This is a genomic window from Kribbella jejuensis, assembly GCF_006715085.1.
Classification (GTDB): Bacteria; Actinomycetota; Actinomycetes; order Propionibacteriales; family Kribbellaceae; genus Kribbella; species Kribbella jejuensis.
On sequence record NZ_VFMM01000002.1, the window covers coordinates 1,074,660 to 1,092,184 of the forward strand.

The window sequence follows — 17,525 nt, forward strand, 5'->3', positions numbered from 1 at the left end:
CTATGCTGCCATTCATGACCGCGAATGTCGAAGCCGTCGTCCCGCTCTGGCTGGACGATACCGGCAGCGGCGAGCCGTTGCTGCTCGTCCACGGCTGGGGCGGCGACGCCCACGCGTGGAACGGCCTGAGCTTCGCCGGACGCAGGGTCATCAAGGTCGATCTCCGCGGTCATGGGCGGTCGCCGGTACGGCGGACCGGATACCGGCCGGCCGACTACGCCCGGGACCTGGTTGCGCTGGTCGAACGGCTGGCCGTAGGTCCTGTGGTCGCGGTCGGGCACTCGATGGGCGGGCAGATCGTCTTGGAGCTCGCGCTGGAACGACCCGACCTGGTGAGCGCAGTCGTCGCGATCGATCCGGCGTACGGCGCGGACGAGGCTGAAGTGGCAACCTTCACCGACCGCCTCGCCGGACTGCGAAGGCATGGCGCCGCGGCCGCGGTCCGCCAGCTCGGCCTGCCCGCCGGCGCGACCCGCGACCAGATGCTCGCAACGCCGGGTCATGTGCTGGCCGAGAGCTATGCGGGGATGTACACGGCCCCCGGCGCCTTCGGCGCTCGTCCAGAAGCCGCAACCCGCCTGGCGAACCTGACCCGCCCGCTGTTGTGCTTACGCCCGACTCCGTCGATGGCCGAATGGGACATCAGCCTCTCGCTTCCGTACGGCTCCCGAATCGTCCTGTGGAACGGTTGCGGCCACTTCCTCCACCAAGAACGCCCCCAACAGTTCGTCGCCCTGGTGGAGAGCTGGCTGACCCAATAGTGGAACAAATGCTCGTCTCGACGTTGTAGCGAAAGTTTCCGAGTGGGTGGGGCGGCGGTGAACCGTTGACCGGCTGCGGGTGCTCCTCATTACCTTGGCGGCTCAATCAGAGGAGGAGCGCAGATGCCGGAGTCCGATGTTCCCTCGTTGTCGAGCATGAGCCGTCGTACGTTGCTGATCACGACCGGCGCCGCGGCACTCGCGTCCGCGACCCCAGCAGCCGGCGCGTCCACACCAGCCGGTGCATCCACATCGGTGGGCGGGCCTGTGGTGCCGGCGGCTATCAGGCACCCTGGACTGCTGCACGACGTTGACGACCTGCGGCGGATGCGGGAGTGCGTTGCGAACCGGGTGAGTCCGGTGTACGACGGATACCTGGCGATGGCGGCGAACAGCAGGTCGTCGTACGACTACGTGGTCCGCAACGTCGGTCAGATCACCTCGTGGGGGCGTGGTCCCGCGAACTACATGAACGAGGCGGTCAGCGACTCCGGCGCCGCGTACCAGAACGCGCTGATGTGGTCGGCGACCGGGGACGTGCGGTACGCCGACAAGGCGCGGGACATCCTCGACGCCTGGTCGGCCAGCCTGGGCGCGATCACCGGCGCGGACGGTCAGCTCGGCGTCGGCCTGCAGGTGTTCAAGTTCGCGAACGCCGCCGAGATCCTGCGGCACAGCGAGTACGACGGTTGGGCACCCGACGCTGTCCGGCGTTGTGAGGAGTCGTTCCGCACGGTCTGGTACCCGGCCGTCTCCGGCAACGCACTGTTTGCCAACGGCAACTGGGACCTCGCGGCCCTGCAGGCGATCCTGTCGATCGCCGTGTTCTGCGACGACCGCGTGATGCTCGAGAACGCGATCCGGTACGCCGTGGCCGGCGCGGGCAACGGCCGGATCGAACACATCGTCGTCTCGGCGACCGGGCAGGGTCAGGAGAGCGGTCGCTCACAGTCCTACGCCCAGCTGGCGCTCGGGCTGCTGGCGAACTGTGCGGCGGTGGCGTGGAACCAGGGCGTCGACCTGTTCGGTCATCTGGACAACCGGATCCTCGACGGGTTCGAGTACACGGCGCGCTACAACCTCGGCGACGACACGGTGCCGTTCACCGTCGACCTCGACCGCACGGGGAAGTACATCAAGAAGGTCATCTCGACGATCAACCGCGGTGCGTTCCAGCCGATCTACGAGCTTGCGTACGCGCACTACGTCAGCCGGCGCGGACTCCAAGCGCCCAACGTCGAGCGAGTGCTGTTCAGAGATGGCAAGCGTTCCATCGAGGGAACGAGTGACGACCACCCGGCGTGGGGCACCTTCACCCAGGCGCGGACACCCGTGCCACAGAGTCCCCCCGCGGCTCCGCCCGGTACTCCGAGCGGCTTGACGGCTCACGCCACGGACGTCGGCGTCGTGCTGACGTGGGCGTCATCGGTCGAGCCGCGCAGCGGGGACGCGGCCAGTAGCTACACGATCCTCAGAGCAACTCGCTCGGGAAGCTTCACGGTCGTTGCCGAGGGCATCCGGGCGACGACGTACACCGACCCGACCAGGGAGCCCGCGAGGTACGAGGTGCAAGCCGTGAACGCTGTCGGGGCCAGCGCCGAGTCACTGCCTGTGGCCGTTGCCCCGACTCCGTGGGCGAGCGAGGACGTCGGTCACGTCGTGGTCCCGGGTGCGACGAGCTTCGACGGCGAGACGTTCACGATCGAGGCGGGCGGTTCGGACGTCGGCGGCGCGCAGGACAGCTTCCGGTTCGTGTACCTGCCGATGCGCGGTGACGGTGTCCTCACGGCGCGGGTCGTGCATCCGGTGAGTTCGCAGTACGCGACCGTCGGAGTGATGATGCGGCAGAGTCTGTCGCCGTCGTCGGCGCATGCGTCGATGCTGATCAAGGGGCTCCCGTTGCACACGTGGAGCGGTGTATGGACGGTCCGGAGCGGCGGCCGGACCACTGCGACCGGAAGCACGCCCGTACCACCTGCGCAACAGCAGAGCATCACGATCGACGCCGGCTTCCCGATCTCCGATCTCGGGACGCTTCCGCAGTCCGCGACACCGTTGCCGCCCCCGTACGTCGAGGCAGCGAGCGACGGGTACCGGCTGCGGCGGCCGTACTGGGTCCGGCTGATCCGCAAGAATGACGTCCTGACCGGGCTGATGTCGCCCGACGGCAGCACCTGGACCGAGGTCGGCTCGTCACGGATCCACCTCGGCCGCGACGTGTACGCCGGTCTCGCGGTCTGCTCGGCCCTCGGCGTCGACGAGCCGTACGCCGAGTCGACCACGGCGGCCTTCGACAACGTGACTGTTCAGGGGTGGTCCGGCGAGAAGCCAGGCCCGCCGCTGGGTGAGCTGCGGGCCGGCAGGGACGCAAGCGCGGTCGAGTTGGCGTGGTCCGATCTGGACGTGGCGGCGACGTATACCGTCAAACGGCGGCACGCCGGTGGACCGTACCGGGCGATCGCCACGGGCGTGCAACCACGAGGCTTCGGCGTGGAGACCCGGTACCGGGACGTCACGGCAGTGCCGGGGCAGAGCTACGAGTACGTGGTCGCAAAGACGAACGCCGCTGGAAGCGGGCCGGATTCGATGCCGTTCACCGCGACGATGCCGACACCGGCCGCACCGACGGTCACCAGTGCCGCGACCGCGTTCGCCAACGTGGGAACGGCGTTCCACTTCCGTGTTGCTGCCAGCAACGATCCGGTCAGCTTCGCGGTGGCCGGTCTGCCGGACGGTCTCTCCCTCGACCGGAAGACCGGCGTCATCAGCGGTACGCCACGCCGGACCGGAACGGCCGAGGTCCAGGTCTCGGCCCGCAACGCCGCTGGTGTCGCGACCGCCGCTGTGACCCTCACGGTGGGCACCCGACCGCCGGCTCCGTGGCGGTACACCGACATCGGCGACTACGTGCTGGACGAGCGTCAACTGGGGAGCTTCAGCGCCGTCGCGATCAGGACGCCGGGGATCACCAGCTACGACGGACAGTTCATCGTGCGCGGCGCCGGCTCCGACCTCAACGTGATCGGTCAGGGCATGACGGTTCAGTTCGCCTACCTGCCGGTCCTGGGTGACGCGACGTTCACGGCTCTGATCCGGAGTCACGGCGCGGGCCGGGCCGGCCTGCTGATGACCAAGTCGCTGTCGCCGTTCGACCAGCTGTTCGGTGTGGTCCTCGCCGGTGGCACGCCGCAGTTCGTCCAGCGTCTGCGCGTCGCAACCGGACTCGTGACCAGTACGGGTACCGGTACGCCGAGCTGGCTGCGCATCCGGCGTACCGGGGACTCGTTCGCCGCGGAGGTGTCGGCCGACGGCCAGAACTGGACCGCGCTGGGCGTACCGGGTTCGATCGCGTCGTTCGGATCGGCGCAGTACTACGCGGGCCTGGCGGTCGTCTCGAGCGATCCTTCCGCGCTGAGCACGGCAGTCTTCGACAACGTGTCCCTGGCCTGAACAGAGCCGCGGCCCGGTCCTGAGGGGATGGGACCGGGCCGCGGCCGCGGGGGAGGGCGGGAGGGGAGCCGCCGCTAGCCCCCGTCCGGGTCGAGGCGGTAGCCCATGCCTCGGAGGGTCTGGATGGCGTTGCGTTCGAACGGCGCGTCGAGTTTGAGGCGCAGGTAGCGGATGTAGACCTCGACCACGTTCGGGTCGCCTTCGAAGGCCGGGTCCCACACGCTGTCCAGGATCTCGGCCTTGCTGACGGTCTCTCCGCGGTGCCGCATCAGGAACTCGAGCAGGCCGTACTCGCGGCGGGTCAGCACGATCTCCTGGCCGGCCCGTTCGACCCGGCGCCGGACCGGGTCCAGGTGCAGGTCGCCCGCCGTCATCACCACCGGGCGTTCGGGCGCGCCGCGGCGGATCAGCGCGCGCAGCCGGGCGACCAGGACGATGAAGCTGAACGGCTTGGTCAGGTAGTCGTCGGCACCGAGGTCGAACGCGTCGGTCTGGTCGTAGTCGCCGTCCTTCGCGGTCAGCATCAGCACCGGCGCCCAGACGCCGCGTTCGCGGATCTGCTCGAGCACCTTGTACCCGTTCAGCTTCGGCAACATGATGTCGAGCACGATCACGTCGTACGGGTTCTCGGTGGCGGCCCAGACGGCGTCCTCGCCGTTGTGCACCACCTCGACCACGAACCCGTCCTCGGTCAGCCCGTGCCGAACCGTCTCGGCCAGAGGGACCTCGTCCTCGACTATCAGCACCCGCATGTTCCCAGTGTCGGCCCAATTCGCTGAGAGCAACCTGAGTCAATCCGGCGGAAGCGGCAAAGTGACGGTTGCGACTGTTCCCTGTGAGGCGGCAGGGGTCAATGTGACGGTGCCGTGATGCGCCTTGGCGATCTCTTGGACGATCGACAGGCCGAGGCCGGAGCCGCCGCTGGCGCGGGTGCGGCTGGTGTCCAGGCGGACGAAGCGCTCGAACACCCGCTGCCGGTCTTCCGCCGGGATCCCGTCCCCGTCGTCCTCGACCGTGAGTACCGCGACGCCGTCCCGTTCCGCCGTACCGAGCCGGATCGTGGTGTGCGCGGCGGTCGCGGCGTTCTCGACCAGATTGCGGATCAGCTGACTCAGCCGCAGCCGGTCACCGATCACCCGGACCGGTTGTACGTCGGCCACCACCTTCAGCCGGCCGTCCGCACGCAGCCGGACGATCTCGGTCTCGACCAGGTCGTCGAGGTCGACGTCGGACCGGTGCATCGGCAGCGCCGCGTCGTCGGCCTTCGCGAGCAGCAGCAGGTTCTCGACCAGCCGCCGCATCCGCTCGGCCTCGCCCGTCATCAGCTGATGAAGCCCCTGCCAGGTCTCCCCGCGCGCCGACGGTTCGATGACGTCCAGGCCCGCTGCCACCGTCGCGAGCGGCGACCTGAGCTCGTGGCTGGCGTCAGCCACGAACCGGCGCTGGTTCGCCTGGCCGGCCTGCAACCGGTCCAGCATCTCGTTCATCGTCGACGCCAGCCGGGCGATCTCGTCGTCGGTCTGCGGTACCGGTACCCGCTCGGTCAGGTCGCTCGCCTCGATGCCGCGCACCCGGGTCCGGATCCGCTCGACCGGCCGCAGCGCCTGCCCGGTCAGCATCCAGCTCGCCAGCCCGACCACGATCAGCAGGACCGGGAACCCGAGCATCAGGTACTGCGTGACCGTGGCCACCGTGGCCCGCTGCGTCTCGACGGACGCCGCGACCACCGCCGTGTACGTGGTACCGCGGTATTCGATGCCTCGCGCAACGATCAGGTAGTCGTGATCGTCGTCCAGCAAGGGCATCTCGCCGACCTCGGCGCGCTGCACCGCCCCCGGCGCGGGCCGTAACGAGGTCAGCGGACTCGACTCGGCCCGCGACGAGGACGCCGCGACCACCTGACCGGTGTCGTCCAGTACCTGCACGATCTGGCTCGAGCGGGTCGTCTTCGACAGGTAACCGCTGAGGTTCACGACGCCTTCCGCCCCGACCTGGGCGGCGACGTCCGCCACCCGTCCGTCGGCGGCGTCGGAGGCCGCGCTGATCAGGGCGCGTTGCAGGAGCAGCAGGAGGACCGCGGCTCCGAGCGCCATCGCGGCAGCGACGACCACCACCGCGGCCGCGGTCGATCGGCTGCGGACACTGGCGCGGCGGAACCGCGAGATCACCGACAAGTGGAGCGCTCCCTCTCGGATCGTGATGTCGCCAGTGTTGTGGAAAAACACTGAGCGGCGCCTGAGTGAGCCGACTCAGCACGCTCTAAGGGCACCGTGCCTAGCGTCGAAAAGGTGACACACGAGGAGCCCGGCCGGCAGTCGTTGTCCGGCTGGGGCCGGACGATCCGCCGTAACTGTGAGGTACGGCGGCCGGCCTTCGAGCACGGGCTGGTGGAGCTGGTACGGGCCGAGCCGCGGCTGACGGTGCGCGGGGCCGGCAGAAGCTACGGCGACGCTGCGCTCCCAGGCGACGGCGTCGTACTGGATCTGACGGCGTTCGACAGGATCGTCTCGTTCGACGAGGGCAACGGGGTCGTTGTCGCCGAAGCCGGAGTACTGCTCAAGGACCTGATCGACCAGACGCTGCCGATGGGCTGGAAACTCCCGGTGGTACCGGGAACCGAGCGGATCACGGTCGGCGGTGCGATCGCTTCCGACGTGCACGGGAAGAACCATCCGGGCGCGGGATCGTTCGGCCAGCACGTGCTGTGGATCGCCTTGCTGCGTTCCGACGGTGCGATCGTCCAGCTGTCCGCGGGCCAGGACCCGGACGGGTTCCGGGCCACGATCGGCGGGATGGGACTGACCGGCGTGATCGTGCGCGCGGCGATCCAGCTGCAGCGGGTCGACACCGGCTGGCTGATCCGGAACCGGCGCCGGACGCGGTCGTTCGACGAGACCGTCGACGCGATGCGGACCGCCACGCGCCGGCAGGAGCTGGATCCGCACCGGCACGCGATCGCCTGGCTGGACGCACGCGGGTCGGTGCTCGGGCGTGGCATCGTCGACGAGTACTACGGCGCGTCGACGCTGGATCTTCCGGGCTCGGTCGCGCCGTTCCCGGAGGCCCGTCCGCCGAGCACGCGACATCGCCGATCACTGCCGGGGCGAGGAGTGGTGACCAATTCGACGATCGCGGCCGCGTCGGCGGCGCGCTGGTATCTGAGCAGGTCGTCCAACTCGCAGCTCGTGGCTATGCGGCATGCGCTGTGCCCGCTCGACCGCGCGGATGCGTGGCCGGCCGCGTTCGGGCGTGGCGGCCTCGTGCAGTACCAGTTCGCCGTACCGCCGGACGGCGTCGGGGTGATCCACGAGGTGCTGTCGTACCTGTCGACCCACGGTCCGACGCCTGCCCTGGCGACGTTGAAGAACCTCGGCTCCGGTACCGCGGGCGGGCTGTCCTTCCCGATCCCGGGCTGGACGCTGGCGGTCGATCTCCCGGCACGTCGGCTGGGCACGCTGCGGCCGCTCGACAAGCTGGTCGCAGGCGCCGGCGGCCGGGTCTACCTCGCGAAGGACGCCGTCACGGATCCCGAGTTGATCCCGCTCATGTATCCGCGCCTCCCGACCTGGCGACGCACCCAGCGACGCCTGGACCCTGCCGGGCGCTGGACGTCCGGCCTGGCCGAACGCCTCGGACTGCTTCCATGACCGGGTCCGTACTACTTGTCGGCGGTTCCTCCGAGATCGGCATGGCCGTCCTGATGCAGCTCCTCGGTCCCGCGCCGCACCAGGTGACGCTGGCGGGCCGGTTGAGTGCCGAGCTGTGGCGCAACGCCGAGAAGCTCCGCGATGCGGGCTACCCGGTGTCCACGACGGAGTACGACGCGACGCTCGACACGGCCCTCGACGCCGGCGCGCTCGACAAGTTGCTCGACGACGCCTGCGCCGACCATCCACTGGAGCTGGCGATCGTCGCGGTCGGGTCGATGTCGGCCACGTCCTTCGCGGAAGGGCTGACGGTGAACGGTACGGCGGTGGCGTCGCTGCTACACGCGTTGCTACGACGGAAGCCCGCGCAGATCGTGCTGCTGTCGTCGGCCGCCGCGGTCCGGCCGCGTGCGTCGATCGCGGCGTACTCGCTGGGCAAGCAGCTCGCCGACTCGACCGGACTGTTGCTCGGTCGGCAAACCGGTGTGCGGGTGCTCGTGGTCCGGCCCGGGTTCGTGACGACCCGGATGACGGCGGGGTTGCCGAAACCGCCGTTGGCGAGCACGCCCGAGCAGGTGGGCCGGCGGGTGGCGGCGGCCGTCGAGGCGCAGAAGACCGTCGTGTGGGTGCCGGGCGTGATGGGATTCGCCGTCCGCGTCCTCGGTCTGGTGCCGCGCAAACTACTTCCGGCGGGATGGCGATGAAACAGGACGCACGCAAACGCAGGCCGCGCCGGATCCGGAAACGCTGGATCGCCTTGGCCCTTTGTCTGTTGATGGTGGTTCCGGCTGTGTCGTATGTCCGCGCGCTGCTGTATCCAGGCAACGCGAGCTTCTCCGTCCGGACAGTGGAGTGGTTCCGCGATCACGGCGGCGGCGTGATCATCGACACGATCGAGACCTGGAAGTACTCCCACCAACAACCCCCGGCCACCGGCACCCCACCTGACACCACCACCTCGGACGCCGCCGGCAGCGCCGCCGCCGGCCGCGATGGGGCGGGGAGCGGGCGGGCGGGCAACGGTGCGTCGCAGCGCGGGACGACGCGAAGCGGCACGACGGGGGCCGGTGCGGCCGGCGATCCGGCCTCGGCCGGGCTGCCGGTGGTGGTGCTGCTGCCGGGCGTCCCGCCGCTGCGCGGCGAAGGGACCTGGGCGGTTGCCCGGCGTTCCGCTGCCGGTGTTCCGTTGATCTGGACGACCTGGTTGCGCGCCGACCCCGCGCACCTGCCGGTCTCAGCCGCCGCAGCGCTCCTGCCGCGCGGCACCTACCACCTCCACCTGATGCCCGGCACCCGCGAGCCGATCGTCGGCATGAAGTCCAAGAACGGGTACTCCGTCCCGCAAGCCGACCGCCCCGACCTGGTTGCTACCTTCAACGCCGGCTTCAAGATGAAGGACTCGCACGGCGGCTGGTGGACGCCCGAGTCCGCGGCCGTACCGCTCGTCGACGGCCGCGCCTCCGTCGTGATCCTCCGCGACGGCTCCGCCCGGGTCGGCACCTGGAACCGGACTCTCCGGATGACCAACGACGTGGTCGCGGTCCGGCAGAACCTGGACCCGCTGATCGTCGACGGCCGGATCGCGGACAACCTGACGACCAACGCCAACGGCCGCTGGGGTACGGTCCGCAGCCAGTTCCAGTACACCTGGCGCTCCGGCCTCGGAACCGATGCCCACGGCAACTTGATCTATGTCGCCGGCAACAAACTGACCCTCGCCACTCTGGCCGCGGCCATGCACCAGGCCGGCATCGTCCAGGGGATGGAGCTCGACATCCACGCGGCGATGACCTGCTTCGAGATCGAGAAGCCCGGACCGAACGGCGCGGTCACCGGCAAGCGGCTGCTGAACTCGATGGACTCACCCACCAATCGGTACCTGATCGACGACCAGCGCGACTTCTTCTACGTGACGACAAAATGACCGGCGTCCACGTACCCGTGCAGCAGCGAGAGTCCACCGCACACGCGGTGCTCAGGCTGAGCCGCCCACAACAGTGGCACAAGGCGGTCATGCTGTTCGCGGCACCAGCTGCGGCCGGTGCGCTCAAGTCGCCGATCGTCGTACTGGAGGCCGCGATCGCCGCGGTCGGCTTCATCCTGCTCGCGGTCGCGATCTACGCGTTCAACGACATCCGCGACGCACCCGACGATCGGCGGCATCCACGCAAGCAACTGCGCCCGGTCGCGTCCGGCGCACTCGGTCCGCTGACCGCGGGGGCCTTCGGCGTGACGTCCGGGCTGCTGGGCCTCGCGATCATGAGCAGCCTCGGCTGGCAGACGTTCGCGCTTGCCGCGGCGTACCTGATCGCCCAGGTCCTGTACGTCACCGGTCTCAAGCACATCGCGGTCGTCGACCTGATCGTGGTCGCGCTCGGGTTCGTCCTCCGCGCAGCAGCCGGCGGCACCGCAACCGGTCTGCCCGTGTCCCACTGGTTCCTGCTCGTGTCGTTGTTCGGCGCGATGTTCCTCGTCACCGGCAAACGCAAGGCAGAACACGTCGCGGCCGGCAACGCGGTCAGTCGCCCGGTACTCGCGGCGTACCCGAGCTCCTGGCTGGACCAGGTGATGACGGTATCGCTGCTCGGCACGGCGATGTCGTACGGCATGTGGGCGTTCCAGTACCTCGGCCACGACGTCTACCGCGAGCTGCTCGCGGTCTCGTTCCTCCCGTTCTTCACCGGCCTCCTCCGCTACGCCCTACTCGTGTCCACCGGCCGCGGCGAAGAACCCGAACACGAGCTCTTCCGCGACCGCGTCCTGCTCGTCGCCGGCCTCACCTGGGCCGGCCTGCTCACCATCGGCCTCTACTGCGCCTAGGCCGGGTTCGGGGAGGCGAGGCCGATGTCGTAGGCGAAGATGACCGCCTGGACGCGGTCGCGGGCGCCGATCTTGGCGAGGACGCGGCCGACGTGGGTCTTCACCGTCGACTCGGACAGGTGCAGGCGGGCGGCGATCTCAGGGTTGGTCCAGCCGTGGGCGATCGCGATCAGGATCTCGCGTTCGCGTTCGGTCAGCCCGCGGAGCTTCTCGTCGTCCACCGCGCGGGTCCCGCGCGGAACCTGGAGCGCATAGGTGTCGAGCAGCCGCCGGGTCAGCGTCGGCGCGATGATCGCGTCCCCGGCCGCGACCGCGCGGATGCCGCCGAGCAGCTCCTCGGGCCGCGCGTCCTTCAGCAGGAACCCGCTCGCCCCGGCCCGCAGCGCGGCGTGCGCGTACTCGTCGAGATCGAACGTGGTCAGCACCAGGATCCGCGAGCGATTGCCGCTGGCAACGATCTGCCGGGTGGCCTCGATCCCGTCCATGCCGGGCATCCGGATGTCCATCAGCACCACGTCCGGGTGCAGCTCGGCGGTCCGCCGTACCGCTTCCGAACCGCTGCCCGCCTCACCCGCGACCTGGGTCTCCGGCACCGACTCGAGCAGGATCCGCAGGCCGAGCCGCTGCAGCGGCTGGTCGTCCACGATCAGCACTGTCGTCATGAGGTCCTCTGCGAGATCGGTGTGAGATCGAGTTCGGTCTGTACCCGCCAACCGCCGGTCCGGGCCGGGCCGGCCAGGACGACACCGCCGTACAGCGCGGCCCGTTCGCGCATCCCGATCAGACCCTGCCCGGCCTCGGCGTCGGTGACGGGCGGTACGCCGAGCGGCCCGCTGTCCTCGACCTGGATCCGGAGCTGCTCGTGTACGACCTCGAGCGACACCTGCACGTCGGTCTCCGGACCGGCATGTTTCAACGCGTTCGTGAGCGCCTCCTGCACGATCCGGTACACGGCCAGCTGAAGACCGCGATCGGCCGGGAACTCGCCCGCCGTCCGGTAGCTGACCCGCGGACCGGCGGTCCGGATCCGCGCGCACAACGCGTCGAGGTCCGCGATCCCGGGCTGTGGGCTGAGCTCCGGTACGGCGGGTTCGTCGCGCAGCGCTCCGAGCGTACGGCGGAGGTCGTTGAGCGCGTCCCGCCCGGTCTCGCCGATCAGCTCGAGTGCTTGGACGGTCCGCTCCGGGTTCACCCGGGCCGCGTACGCGCCGCCGTCGGCGAGCCGGATGATCACCGACAGGTTGTGCCCGAGGATGTCGTGCATCTCGCGGGCCACCCGCGCGCGTTCGCCCGCGACCGCCAGCAGCGCGCGCTGATCACGCTCGATCTCCAGCCGGGCGGCGCGATCCCGCAACCCGGCGAGCTGCGAGCGCCGGATGCGGACCACCAGACCGAGCGCGATCGCGGCCGTCATCGCACTGATCAGGAAGAACGCGATCTCGGCCACGGCCGCGACGGCCGAGACCCGCACGACGGCGAGCGTGAAGACAGCGAGCGTGATCGCGCACGCCCACAGCAACCGGCGCAAGGAGCTGTGCAGGGTCAGGCTGTAGAGCGCGATCAGCAGCGCGACGTCCGCGCGGAGGAACACCAGCAACGACCATTGGACGGTGAAGGCCGCCGCGGTCAGCACGAAGGCGGTCATCGGTGCCCGCCGTCTGACGAAGAGCGGGAGCACGAGGCCCGCCTGCAGCGCGATCAGGCCCCACATCGGCAGGCGCGTGAACACGCCGGCCAGCTCACGTGGGTCGGTGCCGCGGAGCAGATCGGGTACGCAGAACAACGCGATCGCGCCGAGCACCACCAGCGTGTCGAGGACCCACGGGCGGGCGCGGTCCGCGCGACGCAGCCGCCGGACGACCTGGCTGAGGCGGACCACCCACGGGTGCCGCCACAGCGGGTCAGGCTCGGCCGGCGGTACGGGCCCGCCCGTCGCCGTCGTCACCACTCCATTGTGACCGTCGGCCGGGGGAGCGTCGATCTCCATCAGGGCGGGCCGTTCTCAGCTCTGCCTCAGGCGTCGCTTCGGGACAGTCGCCAAGCGGCACCGGCCAGCGCGAGCGCGGTCCAGGCCGCGAACACGAGGAACCCGGTGCCCGCCGACAGCATGTGAGGTGCGTGGTGCAGCGAGTACATGGATTCGCCCGCGTTGCTGGGCAGGTACTGCTCGATCGAGTTGCGCCAGGACTTCGGCAGCAGCGAGACGAGCCCCGGGACGAGCATGAGCGCGCCGACCAGCGCGGAGATCGCCCCGGCGACGGACCGCAGCAACGCGCCGAGCGCGACACCGATCACGCCGATCAGCCCGAGGTAAACGGTCGCGCCGAGCAGACTGCGAACCACGCCGCCGGTGCCGATCGTCATCGCGGCGGGTGTGTCGGGCAGGATCCCGGTGCCGATGAAGAACGTCACGAACGTTCCGGCCAACGCGATCACCAGGGCGACCACGCCGTACACCGTTGCCTTCGACCACAGAACCGGTAGTCGCCGCGGAACCGACGCGAGCGTCGAGCGGATCGATCCCGTCGAGTACTCGCCCGCGGTCACCAGTACGCCGAGGACGCCGAGCGCCAACTGCGCCAGCGGTACACCGAACAACGACAAGCTGAGGCCGGTCGCATCGGCGAAGTCCGGGTCCATCTGCCGCCCGGATGTGATCCCGGAGTGGTAGCGAAGAGCCGCGATGGTGCCGAAGGCAATCAAGAACAGCAGCCCGAGCCCGAGCGCGATCCACGTCGACCTGAGAGACCACAGCTTCGTGGACTCGGAGCGCAGTACATGCGAGCCGGTGACTCGGTACGCCGGCTTGGTGGTGGCCGGTTTCTCAACAGCCGTGGCGGTCATGCGGCCAGCTCCTTGCCGTGGTAGACGACGTCGTCGCGGGTGAGGTCCATGAACGCCTGCTCCAGCGAGACCTTCACGGTGGTGAGCTCGTACAGCGCGATACCGTGCTCGGCGGCCGTCGTACCGATCGAACGGGCCGGTAACCCGGTGACCTCCAGCTCCTCGGAGCCCGTACCGACGATCTGCACACCCGGTCCGGCGAGTACGTCGCGCAGTCGCGCCGGGTCCGCGGTGGCCACCCGTACGGCGTCACCGCCTGCCTGGCGGACCAACTCGTCGACGCTCGTGTCCGCGAGCAGCCGGCCGCGGCCGACGATGATCAGCCGGTCGGCGACCAGCGCCATCTCGCTCATCAGGTGCGACGAGACGAAGACCGTGCGGCCCTCGGACGCGAGCTGCGTGAGCAGGTTCCGGATCCACAGCACGCCTTCGGGGTCCAGTCCGTTCACCGGCTCGTCGAGCATCACGGTCGCCGGGTCGCCCAGCAGCGCGCCGGCGATACCGAGCCGCTGGCCCATGCCGAGCGAGAACTGTCCGGCCCGCTTCTTCGCCACCGACTGCAGGCCGGTCAGCTCGATCACCTCGTCGACCCGGCGGCGCGGGATGCCGTGCGTCTGCGCCTGCGCGAGCAGGTGGTTGAACGCCGAGCGGCCCGGATGGACCGACTTCGCCTCGAGCAGCGCGCCGACCTCCTGCAGCGGCGACGGATGCTCCCGGTAGTGCTTGCCGTTCACGGTCACCGACCCGCTGGTGGGTGCGTCCAGGCCGATGATCATCCGCATCGTCGTGGACTTCCCGGCACCGTTCGGTCCGAGGAACCCGGTCACCGCGCCGGGCCGGACGGTGAACTCCAGTCCGTCGACCGCGGTCGTCTCGCCGTACCGCTTCGTCAGCTGTCTCGCTTCGATCATGCAGCCAAACGTAGGGAGACCAGGCGGCCGGAACCGTAGTACCGGGGCCTGATCTTCTCCACCGGTGTCGTACCGCGGTACTACACCGGCTCAGCTCTTGCGGTGGGTCGGAGGCGGAGCTGTCGACTCGCGGAAGATCAGTTGGTTGATCCGCCGGGGCGGCGGCTCGGGAGCCGGTTCGCCGCGGATCTCGGCGACGAGCTGGTGGATGGCGGCGCGGCCCTGGGCCTCGCGGTCGACGGCGACGGTGGACAGCGACGGCGTGGCGAAGCGGCCCATCTGCTCGTCGTCCCAGCCGAACACGCTCAGGTCGCCCGGCACGCTCCAGCCGCGCTCGAGGGCAGCGCGGACGACGCCCATCGCGACCACGTCGTTCGCCGCGACGACGGCGGTGACCGCGGTGTCGGGCGGCAGCGCGCGAATCGCGTCGTACCCGTCCTGGGCCTGCCATTTCCCGTCCACCACACCGGCCGACTCCAGGCCGAGCTGCTCGATGGTCTCGAGGTAGACGCGGCGCCGGTTGCGGGCGGAGGCGAAGTTCTCGAGGTCTCCGGACACGTGCAGGAAGGTGCGATGGCCGAGGCCGGCCAGGTGCTCGATGATCTCCCGGACCTCGCTGGCGTCGGCGAGCTCGGCCAGGCCGTGCAGCTTGTCGTCGTACGTCCCGGTCTCGACGACCGGGACCCGGTCCGACTTCTTGGCCCTCGCGCTGATCGGCGACAGCGCGAGGATGCCCTCGACCTGGCCGGACCGGGCCAGCTCGTCGATCCGGGCCGACCGCGCCGCCTGGCCGCCCTCGACGCTGACGATCTCGACCTGGTACCCGGCCTCGTGCGCGGTCCGGGACGCGGCCGCGAGTAGCCGGCCCGGGAAGTGCTCGCCGGAGGCCAGCACGATCGCGAGCCGGTTGGTGTGCCGGGTACGCATCGACCGGGCGACCAGGTTCGGCCGGTAGTCGAGGGTCTTCACCGCGAACTCGACCTTGACCCTGGTCTTCGGCTTGAGGCTGTCCTTGTCCTGCAGGTAGCGGGACACGGTCGTGTGCGACACACCGGCCAGGCTCGCCACTTCGTGAATGGTGGCCGGCCGTTTCGGCCTCGCGTCTGCCACGCTCCCCCTCCTTGCGCCCGGATGGTCGTCCGGGGTTGCAGCAGCATATCACCGAGCTCTTGACACCCAAAGAATGCTGCGGTTAGCTACCGGCTCAGAAGTGGATCGATCACTTTTTATTCTGACGACCTACCAGGGAGATCCTGTGGCCGTTAAACGCTCGCTGCGGTCGCGTCTGTGGCGCGACTATCCCGTTCTGTTGCTCGCGGTTCCCGGAATGCTGGTGCTGCTCGCGTTTCAGTACTACCCGCTCTGGGGAAATGTCATTGCATTTCAGGATTATCAGCCGTACCTCGGGACAAGTAAGAGTCTGTGGTCCGGATTCCAGAATTTTTCCGTCATCTTCAACGGTGATCCACAATTCCTCAACGCGGTCGAGAACACGCTGATCCTGACCGCGATCCAGACCGTGATCGTGTTCCCGGCGCCGATCGTGGTCGCGCTGGTGCTGCACAGCCTGCTGTCGAACAAGCTGCGGCAGTTCGTCCAGACGATCATCTACCTGCCGCACTTCATGTCGTGGGTGATCGTGGTCGCGATCTTCCAGCAGATGCTCGGCGGCACCGGGATGATCAACAACTGGCTGCGCGGGCACGGGTACAGCCCGATGCACATCATCGGCAACGTCGAGGCGTTCCGGGCGCTGCTCACCTCGCAGGTGCTCTGGAAGGACACCGGCTGGGCGACCATCCTGTTCCTCGCGGTGCTGTCCCAGATCGACCGGGCGCTCTACGAGGCGTCTGCGGTGGACGGCGCGGGCCGCTGGCGGCAAACCTGGCACGTCACGCTGCCGGGACTGAAGCCGATCATCATCCTGCTGCTGATCCTGAAGCTCGGCGACTCGCTCACGGTCGGGTTCGAGCAGATCATCCTGCAGCAACAGGCCGTCGGCATCGACGCCAGCGACGTGCTCGACACCTACGTCTACAACAACGGCATCCTCGGCGGGAACTGGGGGGTGGCGGCAGCGGTCGGCCTGGTGAAGAGCGTCGTCGCGCTGGCCCTGGTGCTGTCCGCCAACAAGATCGCCCACCGCCTCGGTGAGGAAGGCGTGTACCGCGGATGAAGACCAACCCGCCCAGAACCATGGTCGGCGGTATGCCGATGCCCGGTCTGCTCGAGCGCGTCCTCAAGGCCGTGTTCCTGACCGTCATCTGTGCCGTCGTGGTGTTCCCGTTCATCGGTGTGATCTCGACCAGCCTCGCACCGCCCGCGGAAGTGACGAAGGCCGGCGGGTTCGTGCTGTTCCCGACCAAGGGCATCGACCTCACCGCGTACCGCTCGATCCTGTCCGGTGGCACCGTCACCCAGGCGCTGCTGGTCAGCGGCTTCATCACCGCGGTCGGTACGACGATCGCCGTACTGCTGACCTGCACGCTCGGCTGGGCGCTGAGCCGCCGGGGCACCGTCGGCAACCGGGCGCTGCTGCTGATCGTGCTGATCAGCCTGCTGTTCAACCCGGGGATGATCCCGTCCTACCTGGTCGTCCAGCAGTTCGGGCTGCTGAACAGTCTGTGGGCCGTGATCGTTCCGGTCAGTGTCAGCGCGTTCAACGTGATCGTGGTCCGCTCGTTCTTCGTCGGCCTGCCCGCCGAGATCATCGACGCGGCCCGGATCGACGGCGCCTCGGAGTGGAAGCTGTTCCGGCACATCGGCCTGCCGCTGTCCAAGGCGGTGATCGCCGTGATCGGGCTGTTCTACGGCGTCGGCTACTGGAACAGCTTCTTCAACGCGATGCTGTACCTCAACGACAGCAGCAAGTGGCCGCTGCAACTGGTGCTCCGGACGTACGTCGTGAACGGCGTCGAGCTCGGTGGCCAGGACCTGGGACTCGGCAGCGAGGCGGTACCACCGCAGACCTCGATCCAGATGGCGATCCTGATGATCTCGATCGTCCCGGTGCTCTGCGTCTACCCGTTCATCCAGCGCCACTTCGCCAAGGGCGTACTCACCGGCGCCGTCAAGGGCTGACCCTCCCGCAA

At 69.2% G+C, this 17,525-nt stretch carries 15 protein-coding genes; 8 read left to right on the forward strand and 7 right to left on the reverse strand.

What is annotated here, in order from left to right; translation table 11 throughout:
• Window positions 1-14 precede the first annotated feature (14 nt).
• Entirely contained in the window at window positions 15-761 is a 747-nt protein-coding gene (locus FB475_RS25145; RefSeq protein ID WP_185759421.1) for an alpha/beta fold hydrolase, read from the forward strand.
• 123 nt (window positions 762-884) lie between these two features.
• Window positions 885-4,211, forward strand: a complete 3,327-nt coding sequence (locus tag FB475_RS25150; protein WP_141859019.1) for a putative Ig domain-containing protein — start codon at window positions 885-887, stop codon at window positions 4,209-4,211.
• Between the two features lie 74 nt (window positions 4,212-4,285).
• Here the strand turns inward: FB475_RS25150 and FB475_RS25155 are convergent, their stop codons facing one another.
• Window positions 4,286-4,963 carry a response regulator transcription factor gene (locus FB475_RS25155; protein WP_141859020.1) on the reverse strand — a complete coding sequence of 226 codons (678 nt, stop codon included), beginning with the start codon at window positions 4,961-4,963 and terminating at the stop codon, window positions 4,286-4,288.
• A 39-nt stretch (window positions 4,964-5,002) separates the two neighbouring features.
• On the reverse strand, window positions 5,003-6,379 hold the full coding sequence (locus FB475_RS25160) for a sensor histidine kinase (protein WP_238332467.1): 1,377 nt from the start codon (window positions 6,377-6,379) through the stop codon (window positions 5,003-5,005).
• A gap of 120 nt (window positions 6,380-6,499) precedes the next feature.
• Here FB475_RS25160 and FB475_RS25165 point away from each other — a divergent pair, with 120 nt between their 5' ends.
• The 4 genes from FB475_RS25165 (at window position 6,500) to FB475_RS25180 (ending at window position 10,678) form a co-directional block, all read left to right on the forward strand.
• On the forward strand, window positions 6,500-7,858 hold the full coding sequence (locus FB475_RS25165; RefSeq protein ID WP_185759422.1) for an FAD-binding oxidoreductase: 1,359 nt from the start codon (window positions 6,500-6,502) through the stop codon (window positions 7,856-7,858).
• The gene (locus tag FB475_RS25170) at window positions 7,855-8,562 is read left to right on the forward strand and encodes an SDR family NAD(P)-dependent oxidoreductase (RefSeq protein ID WP_141859023.1); all 708 of its coding nucleotides are present in this window, start codon (window positions 7,855-7,857) and stop codon (window positions 8,560-8,562) included. Before FB475_RS25165 ends, FB475_RS25170 begins: the two co-directional genes overlap by 4 nt.
• An 86-nt stretch (window positions 8,563-8,648) precedes the next feature.
• A complete protein-coding gene (locus tag FB475_RS25175; RefSeq protein ID WP_141859024.1) occupies window positions 8,649-9,782 on the forward strand; it encodes a phosphodiester glycosidase family protein in 1,134 nt (377 codons plus the stop codon).
• Window positions 9,779-10,678, forward strand: a complete 900-nt coding sequence (locus FB475_RS25180; protein WP_141859025.1) for a decaprenyl-phosphate phosphoribosyltransferase — start codon at window positions 9,779-9,781, stop codon at window positions 10,676-10,678. Before FB475_RS25175 ends, FB475_RS25180 begins: the two co-directional genes overlap by 4 nt.
• Here the strand turns inward: FB475_RS25180 and FB475_RS25185 are convergent.
• From FB475_RS25185 to FB475_RS25205, 5 genes are all read right to left on the reverse strand, one after another.
• Window positions 10,675-11,340 (reverse strand): response regulator, encoded by a 666-nt coding sequence (locus FB475_RS25185; RefSeq protein ID WP_141859026.1) that lies wholly within the window; start codon window positions 11,338-11,340, stop codon window positions 10,675-10,677. The genes FB475_RS25180 and FB475_RS25185 overlap by 4 nt on opposite strands.
• Complete coding sequence (locus tag FB475_RS25190; RefSeq protein ID WP_202878492.1) at window positions 11,337-12,623, reverse strand: sensor histidine kinase; 1,287 nt, start codon at window positions 12,621-12,623, stop codon at window positions 11,337-11,339. The genes FB475_RS25185 and FB475_RS25190 overlap by 4 nt, the downstream gene beginning before the upstream one ends.
• A 68-nt stretch (window positions 12,624-12,691) precedes the next feature.
• Window positions 12,692-13,522 (reverse strand): class-II aminoacyl-tRNA synthetase family protein, encoded by an 831-nt coding sequence (locus tag FB475_RS25195; RefSeq protein ID WP_141859028.1) that lies wholly within the window; start codon window positions 13,520-13,522, stop codon window positions 12,692-12,694.
• On the reverse strand, window positions 13,519-14,433 hold the full coding sequence (locus FB475_RS25200; protein ID WP_141859029.1) for an ABC transporter ATP-binding protein: 915 nt from the start codon (window positions 14,431-14,433) through the stop codon (window positions 13,519-13,521). The genes FB475_RS25195 and FB475_RS25200 overlap by 4 nt, the downstream gene beginning before the upstream one ends.
• A gap of 90 nt (window positions 14,434-14,523) precedes the next feature.
• A complete protein-coding gene (locus tag FB475_RS25205; protein WP_141859030.1) occupies window positions 14,524-15,543 on the reverse strand; it encodes a LacI family DNA-binding transcriptional regulator in 1,020 nt (339 codons plus the stop codon).
• A gap of 145 nt (window positions 15,544-15,688) precedes the next feature.
• Between FB475_RS25205 and FB475_RS25210 the strand changes: the two genes are divergently transcribed.
• Window positions 15,689-16,609: an ABC transporter permease gene (locus tag FB475_RS25210; RefSeq protein WP_238332403.1), complete on the forward strand. Its 921-nt coding sequence runs from the start codon at window positions 15,689-15,691 to the stop codon at window positions 16,607-16,609.
• Window positions 16,606-17,514, forward strand: coding sequence for a carbohydrate ABC transporter permease (locus FB475_RS25215; protein WP_202878493.1), 909 nt, complete (start codon window positions 16,606-16,608; stop codon window positions 17,512-17,514). Before FB475_RS25210 ends, FB475_RS25215 begins: the two co-directional genes overlap by 4 nt.
• Window positions 17,515-17,525: the final 11 nt, after the last annotated feature.

Coding starts and splice junctions, on each gene's coding strand:
- FB475_RS25215 (WP_202878493.1), top strand. CDS start 16,606: ATGAAGACCAACCCGCCCAGAACCATGGTCGGCGGTATGCCGATGCCC.
- FB475_RS25200 (WP_141859029.1), bottom strand. CDS start 14,433: ATGATCGAAGCGAGACAGCTGACGAAGCGGTACGGCGAGACGACCGCG.
- FB475_RS25185 (WP_141859026.1), bottom strand. CDS start 11,340: ATGACGACAGTGCTGATCGTGGACGACCAGCCGCTGCAGCGGCTCGGC.
- FB475_RS25145 (WP_185759421.1), top strand. CDS start 15: ATGACCGCGAATGTCGAAGCCGTCGTCCCGCTCTGGCTGGACGATACC.
- FB475_RS25170 (WP_141859023.1), top strand. CDS start 7,855: ATGACCGGGTCCGTACTACTTGTCGGCGGTTCCTCCGAGATCGGCATG.
- FB475_RS25195 (WP_141859028.1), bottom strand. CDS start 13,522: ATGACCGCCACGGCTGTTGAGAAACCGGCCACCACCAAGCCGGCGTAC.
- FB475_RS25180 (WP_141859025.1), top strand. CDS start 9,779: ATGACCGGCGTCCACGTACCCGTGCAGCAGCGAGAGTCCACCGCACAC.
- FB475_RS25155 (WP_141859020.1), bottom strand. CDS start 4,963: ATGCGGGTGCTGATAGTCGAGGACGAGGTCCCTCTGGCCGAGACGGTT.
- FB475_RS25150 (WP_141859019.1), top strand. CDS start 885: ATGCCGGAGTCCGATGTTCCCTCGTTGTCGAGCATGAGCCGTCGTACG.